We start from the raw sequence: 6,513 nt of genomic DNA, 5'->3' as shown, positions 1-6,513 counted from the left end.
TGATATCAGCCAGACTTGGAAACTATCTCATCAAATTAGTCCCCCCATAGAACCTCCTTGAGCCATCTTGCACACTTTTCTCTTTTTGTCAAATTTTATGTTAAGAAAGATGTGACTAATGGATAGCCTTATCAAGGGGGGCAGGGGGGATCGAACCTAAAATCTATTTTTAATTTAACTATAACCAGCTACTTAATCTATACCAACTTAGATGATAATCTCGATTTTGTTATTTTGGGATAATCTGTTCTCTAGAAGCTCCCTTTACTTTGTCGTCATTACCAGCGAAAAGGTTGCAAAAACCAGCAAAAATCGGCAATACTTGCCAAAGTTAAGTTTTTTATTTCAGGGTGACTGCACTTACCAGCTAGTACATACATTTGTTCTTAATGCTTGTTTTTCTCGAACTCTCATCTGATCGCTAATTATGACCTTTATTCCCCATCCCGACACCACCCCCCTTCACCTTACCTGTGCCGTAGTCACGGTGAGTGATACTCGTACCCCAGAGACGGATAGAAGTGGCCAAATAATTCAAGAGTTACTAACTCGATCGGGTCATGATATCGGCCTATACTTAATTATCCCCGATGAACCCTTACAAATTCAAGCAATTTTACCAGAGATTAGCAATCAAAATCAGATAAAAGTCTTAATTCTTAATGGGGGGACGGGTATTGCTCCTAGAGACACTACCTATGATGCTTTAGTACCTTTATTAAGGATTACTTTGCCCGGTTTTGGCGAATTATTTCGTTATCTTAGCTATCAGGAAATCGGCTCCCGTGCCATGGCATCGAGGGCAATAGCTGGGGTTTATCAAAACTTATTAGTCTTTTCTCTCCCTGGTTCCACTAATGCCGTTAAATTAGCCCTAGAAAAACTGATTCTTCCTGAAATTTTACATCTGTTTAAACAGATAAATGGGTAATTTATTGGGATTTTATCTTGTCTGAAATTTCTTGAAAAGATACATCCCAAAAATAGCTGGCCAGATTCACTGCGCTTAACAGTTTAGGAATTCCTTCACTTAGACTAGCAAAACCTTGATTGTTAATCTGGAGAAGATCGATAGTAATCGCAAAAGTTAAAAGTGCTAAAGCAATGATTAAAATTTGGTAATAAGTTTGTCCTATTCGCCGCCAAAATACTAAACCATAAATCAGAATTGCGAGGGCATAAACAGAGATAGTCAAGAATTTGGGAATATTAAAATAGAGGAGAATGATATGAATTCTGAAGATTTCATTGATGGCAAAAAGTCCCGTTATTATACCAGAAAAAAGTAAAAAAATGTCAGAATTATTGAAACTTGTCTTGCGGGACAATAAAGCATAACTAAAAAGGCAAACAATCGGAGGTAAACAACAAAGAAACTGAAAAGAATGGGTTAATAAACCAGCGATCGGAGTTGGGGGAGTAGCGGGAGGATAAAATAAAAGACTAGAGGGTAATTCTGCCCGATCAACCCCAGCAATCAAAGCTAAAATCAAGAGAAGAACGACAAGATTTATTTTCAGAAAATGCTGTTCTCGTGAGGACATAAGTATAGTAGTTTATAATTGTGGCTATTAATCACGGTATAATTCACAGAGTGCCGCTTTCTACCGATCTACATACCGAAGTGCCAAGGGTTTCCCCAATTGTGTTAAGGACAATTTTCTCGGTTTTCTATGCTCGATCAAAAAGAACTTTTGTGTTTATTACAATTGGCTAGTCCCATTTTACCCGTGGGGGCCTATAGTTATTCCGAAGGGCTAGAAACCCTCGTCGAAAAGGGGATTATCTCTAATAGTGCCAGCTTAAATGATTGGTTAGAGCGATCGCTTTGTCAAGGCTCGATTCGCTTAGAAGCGGCTGTTTTGCTAAGGGTATATCGTTGTTTTTGTCAAGAAGATTTTACAAAACTTAATTATTGGGACAATTGGTTATCGGCAACGCGGGAAACGGCCGAATTAAGACAACAAAGCTGGCAAATGGGGCGATCGCTGTTAAACTTATTGCGGGAGTTAGCACCAGACAGAGATAATCTACCGGAACAGGCTAATTATGCCACCGCCTTTGCGATCGGGGCAAGTCATTGGCAAATTGGGGAAGAATTAGCGGTTTTAGGCTATTTACACAGTTGGGCAAGTAATTTAATCAATGCAGGACTGCGTTTAATTCCCCTTGGACAAACCCTAGGACAAGCGCTTCTGATCGGTTTACAGCCCAGTTTATTAACAGCAACAGCAGATATTATCAGTTTAGCCGATGAAAACCTGACCAGTTGGAGTTGGGGGCTAAGTTTTGCCAGTATGAACCACGAAACCCAGTATAGTCGTCTATTTCGCAGTTAGCAATTTAGGGAGAAAAGCAGGAGAATGACTTAAAAACCAAATAAGGTATAGTATGATTGAAAAAAATCTTAAGTCCTAGTTCTCGCTTTCTGAGTGACGGAGGGTTTTAAGGAAAGATGCGAACACTTTACCTAGCCACAGTGTACCAATGTTTAGTCAATCAGAAAAAATTCCCGTTTCGGTGTTAATTCCCGCCAAAGACGAGGAATCTAACCTTCCCGCTTGTTTAGAGAGTGTTGCTAGGGCTGATGAAGTGTTTGTCGTCGATTCCCAAAGTATCGATCGCTCGATCGAAATATCTACCAACTATGGGGCTAATGTAGTCCAATTTTATTTTAATGGTCGTTGGCCGAAAAAGAAAAACTGGTCCCTTGATAACCTGCCTTTTCGCAACGAATGGGTATTAATCGTCGATTGTGATGAGAGAATCACCCCCGAACTATGGGACGAAATCGCCACCGTGATCCAAGATTCCAACTATAACGGTTATTATCTCAATCGTCGCGTTTTCTTCCTCGGACAATGGATCCGTTATGGTGGCAAGTATCCCGACTGGAATCTGCGTTTATTTAAACATAAGTCGGGTAGATATGAGAATTTAAACACGGAAGATATACCCAACACGGGAGATAACGAAGTTCATGAACACGTTATCCTTAATGGCAAGGTGGGCTATCTAAAAAATGATATGCTGCACATCGATTTCCGCGATATCTATCATTGGTTAGAAAGACATAATCGTTATTCCAACTGGGAGGCCCGGGTTTATTACAATATTCTCACGGGTAATGACGAAAGTGGCACGATCGGAGCGCACCTGTTCGGTGATGCGGTGCAGAGAAAACGTTTTTTAAAGAAAATTTGGGTAAAACTGCCCTTTAAACCGCTGCTGCGCTTTATTCTCTTTTATTTTATCCGTCTCGGTTTCTTGGATGGCAAAGCTGGTTATATCTACGGTCGTCTTTTGAGTCAGTATGAATACCAAATTGGGGTTAAATTGTACGAATTACGGAGATTTGGCGGTAAATTAAACGTTAATACCCATGTTAATCCCCCGATTAAACCCTCGGAACCTCAACCGGTAGAAATGATTAAATAAGTCCTATGTCCCCAGAAATCCGCACCGATGAGGAAGCGTGGCTAGATCTGCGTACCTACGATCAATCTTGGTTCGATCGCGGTCGTTCTAATACGATTATCCTACTTTGGTGGTTAGTACAGGGAATTCTTTTTCCCCTCAGTTTGCACCAGATGGATAGCTTTCGCTGCGCTATTTTGCGGCTATTTGGGGCTAAAATCGGCCTTGGGGTGAAAATTCGCCCGACGGCAAGGGTTTCTTATCCTTGGAAGGTGGCGATCGGTGATTATACTTGGATCGGCGATGATGTGGTGATTTATAGTTTAGATAACGTTACCATCGGCAGTCATTGTGTGATTTCTCAAAAATGCTATCTTTGCACTGGCAGTCACGATCCCGGCGATCGCTCTTTTGGCTTAAAAACCACTCCCATCCTCATCGGTAATGGTACATGGATCGCGGCCGATTGTTTTTTGGCTCCGGGGGTAAAAATTGGCTCTAATGTTGTTATTGGGGCAAGAAGCAGCGTATTTGCCGATATTCCCGCTCAAAAGGTCGCTTGGGGCAGTCCCTGTCGTCCTCAATACGATAGAAAGATGAATTCTTATAGTAGTTAAGCTAAGAGGCATTTGATCAGAGATTATTGCCGCAAACACGCACCCGACAAAATCAGCGATCGCAATAATTTTGGTAATGATAACGACAGGAAATAACTGTTAGATAATCATCATCGACAACATAAACAAGGCGATTAGTTTCATCCGTACGAGATCAAAAACCTGACAAATTCTCTCTCAAGGGTTCAGGTTTACCGATTCCTTCAAAAGGATTGGCTAGAGTATCTTGGATGAGCAGATTAATTCTTTTCAGGGTTTTCTTATCCTGAGATTGCCAATAAAGATAATCTTTCCATGCTTTACTACCCCAAGCTAACTTACGCATCAATTAAATCATGTTCTTGTATTTTACCTGCTTGATATTCTGCGATCACTTCTTCAATCTGGTTGGCAAAACCGAAAGGCTTCAGCAAACGAACCTGAGTGATCGCACTAATTCCTAGAAGGCTTAACGCGACAATTTATAGCATTTTTATCGATTTTTGTCAAGATATATTTGACACAATTTATTAGAAAAAGGGTTTCTAATTAAAGAGGGCGAATGCAATTCGCCCCTACAATAATAATATTATTATTGTGCCAATGGTAGGGGCGCATCGCGTGCGCCCAGAATGTCCTAAGTAGGTAGGCACAATTATTTGGGCGAATGCAATTCGCCCCTACAATAATATTATTATTATTGTGCCAATGGTAGGGGCGCATCGCGTGCGCCCAGAATGTCCTAAGTAGGTAGGCACAATTATTTGTAGGATGGGTTAGCGGTAGCGTAACATAATCGGGCGTTGGGTTTCATGCTTCAACCCAACCTACGTTCATTTTATATTTAATTCCACCCACCTACTTATAGATATTTCGACAAAATTGAAAGGCAGAAAAAGGGTTTCTAAAAGAAACCCTTTTTCTAGTTTCCAACTAATCCTATTTGACCTAATAGGTAAGGCCGTGATATTCAATGGGGGGCGTCTGGGATTTTTAAGTTTCCAACTAATCCTATTTGACCTAATAGGTAAGGTCACTACTAATGTGGCATTGTTTTTATGGCCTTTTGGTTTCCAACTAATCCTATTTGACCTAATAGGTAAGGCCAGCCGTGAACACGCAGCCATGGAGCAGCGTCAGTTTCCAACTAATCCTATTTGACCTAATAGGTAAGGTCGGTGAGCAGTCTGTGGATTTCTTGTTTGAGGCTTGGCAGTTTCCAACTAATCCTATTTGACCTAATAGGTAAGGTTTTGTAATACTGATAAATCTATCAGAGAATCAAGAGTTTCCAACTAATCCTATTTGACCTAATAGGTAAGGTCAGCACAAGAGTTCGAGTTAAAGTGGTACGAAACAAAGTTTCCAACTAATCCTATTTGACCTAATAGGTAAGGCTAGGGCATGGACACTTTGGCAATTGGCTAAAAGCCGTTTCCAACTAATCCTATTTGACCTAATAGGTAAGGTAAAATTGCCTCAGCTAGGACGGTTTAACTGGTATGTTTTCGTTTCCAACTAATCCTATTTGACCTAATAGGTAAGGCCTTACAGCGTAAAATCGATAAACAGAGCAAAACTCGTTTCCAACTAATCCTATTTGACCTAATAGGTAAGGTAGATTTAATTCAAGAATTAGCCGATAAAATACTGGCATGTTTCCAACTAATCCTATTTGACCTAATAGGTAAGGCGAAGCCATAAAGTTCAAGACTCGTAAGAGCGAGCGTTTCCAACTAATCCTATTTGACCTAATAGGTAAGGGCTTTTGGTACTCAGCAATCATTCTTTCTGGATTAGGTTTCCAACTAATCCTATTTGACCTAATAGGTAAGGAGGAATTTTTGGTTGTCACTCGTTTCAATCCCTAATAAGTTTCCAACTAATCCTATTTGACCTAATAGGTAAGGAGTACCCCTTGGAAAGTCTCATCGAGAGGGGAAGACAGACCCCCAAATCGACGCATCTCCAAAAAGGTGGTCCTGGGGGGGATAAAAGTCCCGATACCAAAGGGTAGAACCCTGACTGGGAGAGCAATCGACACATCTAACCAGAGAATCGGGGTTTTAGGTCGGGGAGGGGGTGCATCGATTTTCAGTCAAGAGTTAGGGGACAAGCTAGATGATGTAGAGATTTGGGGGTGGTTGAGGAGGAGAACCTCCCATCACCAATAATCTAGAGACAGCTTCTTCGGAAATCCCATAGAAGCGCACATCATCCTCTTGAGGATTGACCCTTTCTACTACTTTAGCGTACAGTTTCCGCCTCTCGATGTGTAATTAATTTTGCTTAAGTAATTATCTGTAATTAAGTAGCTGGTTATAATTAAATTAAAAATGGATTTTAGGTTCGATCCCCCCTGCCCCCCTTGATCTATCCATTAGTCACATCTTTCTTAACATAAAATTTGACAAAAAGAGAAAAGTGTGCAAGATGGCTCAAGGAGGTTCTATGGGGGGACTAATTTGATGAGATAGTTTCCAAGTCTGGCTGATATCAT

At 40.8% G+C, this 6,513-nt stretch carries 5 protein-coding genes, 1 pseudogene and 1 CRISPR repeat array; of the genes and pseudogenes, 4 read left to right on the top strand and 2 right to left on the bottom strand.

What is annotated here, in order from left to right; genetic code table 11:
- Window positions 1-427 precede the first annotated feature (427 nt).
- The gene (locus IQ224_RS20360; RefSeq protein ID WP_002745844.1) at window positions 428-931 is read left to right on the top strand and encodes a molybdenum cofactor biosynthesis protein B; all 504 of its coding nucleotides are present in this window, start codon (window positions 428-430) and stop codon (window positions 929-931) included.
- A 1-nt stretch (window position 932) separates the two neighbouring features.
- On the opposite strand, the gene IQ224_RS20355 is transcribed toward IQ224_RS20360, so the two are convergent.
- Window positions 933-1,544, bottom strand: a complete 612-nt coding sequence (locus IQ224_RS20355; protein ID WP_002745841.1) for a hypothetical protein — start codon at window positions 1,542-1,544, stop codon at window positions 933-935.
- Window positions 1,545-1,673: 129 nt separating this feature from the next.
- On the opposite strand from IQ224_RS20355, the gene IQ224_RS20350 reads away from it, so the two are divergent.
- From IQ224_RS20350 to hpsU, 3 genes are all read left to right on the top strand, one after another.
- The gene (locus IQ224_RS20350; protein ID WP_002745839.1) at window positions 1,674-2,339 is read left to right on the top strand and encodes an urease accessory protein UreF; all 666 of its coding nucleotides are present in this window, start codon (window positions 1,674-1,676) and stop codon (window positions 2,337-2,339) included.
- A gap of 148 nt (window positions 2,340-2,487) precedes the next feature.
- Window positions 2,488-3,438 carry a glycosyltransferase family 2 protein gene (locus tag IQ224_RS20345; protein WP_002745837.1) on the top strand — a complete coding sequence of 317 codons (951 nt, stop codon included), beginning with the start codon at window positions 2,488-2,490 and terminating at the stop codon, window positions 3,436-3,438.
- A gap of 5 nt (window positions 3,439-3,443) precedes the next feature.
- Complete coding sequence (gene hpsU, locus IQ224_RS20340) at window positions 3,444-4,034, top strand: hormogonium polysaccharide biosynthesis acetyltransferase HpsU (RefSeq protein WP_002745835.1); 591 nt, start codon at window positions 3,444-3,446, stop codon at window positions 4,032-4,034.
- Between the two features lie 52 nt (window positions 4,035-4,086).
- Here the strand turns inward: hpsU and IQ224_RS20335 are convergent.
- Window positions 4,087-4,359 (bottom strand): annotated as a pseudogene (locus tag IQ224_RS20335) (Txe/YoeB family addiction module toxin).
- A gap of 579 nt (window positions 4,360-4,938) precedes the next feature.
- Window positions 4,939-5,923: a CRISPR direct-repeat array (repeat unit 36 nt; unit sequence GTTTCCAACTAATCCTATTTGACCTAATAGGTAAGG).
- Window positions 5,924-6,513 lie beyond the last annotated feature (590 nt).

It is taken from the genome of Microcystis sp. LEGE 00066 (genome assembly GCF_015207925.1).
Lineage (GTDB): Bacteria > Cyanobacteriota > Cyanobacteriia > Cyanobacteriales > Microcystaceae > Microcystis > Microcystis ichthyoblabe_A.
This window is presented reverse-complemented; position numbering and strand designations above follow the sequence as displayed.

Bases quoted from the DNA above. Each gene is read 5' to 3' on its own strand.
- IQ224_RS20355 (WP_002745841.1), bottom strand. From the start codon at position 1,544: ATGTCCTCACGAGAACAGCATTTTCTGAAAATAAATCTTGTCGTTCTT.
- IQ224_RS20350 (WP_002745839.1), top strand. From the start codon at position 1,674: ATGCTCGATCAAAAAGAACTTTTGTGTTTATTACAATTGGCTAGTCCC.
- IQ224_RS20345 (WP_002745837.1), top strand. From the start codon at position 2,488: ATGTTTAGTCAATCAGAAAAAATTCCCGTTTCGGTGTTAATTCCCGCC.
- IQ224_RS20360 (WP_002745844.1), top strand. From the start codon at position 428: ATGACCTTTATTCCCCATCCCGACACCACCCCCCTTCACCTTACCTGT.
- hpsU (WP_002745835.1), top strand. From the start codon at position 3,444: ATGTCCCCAGAAATCCGCACCGATGAGGAAGCGTGGCTAGATCTGCGT.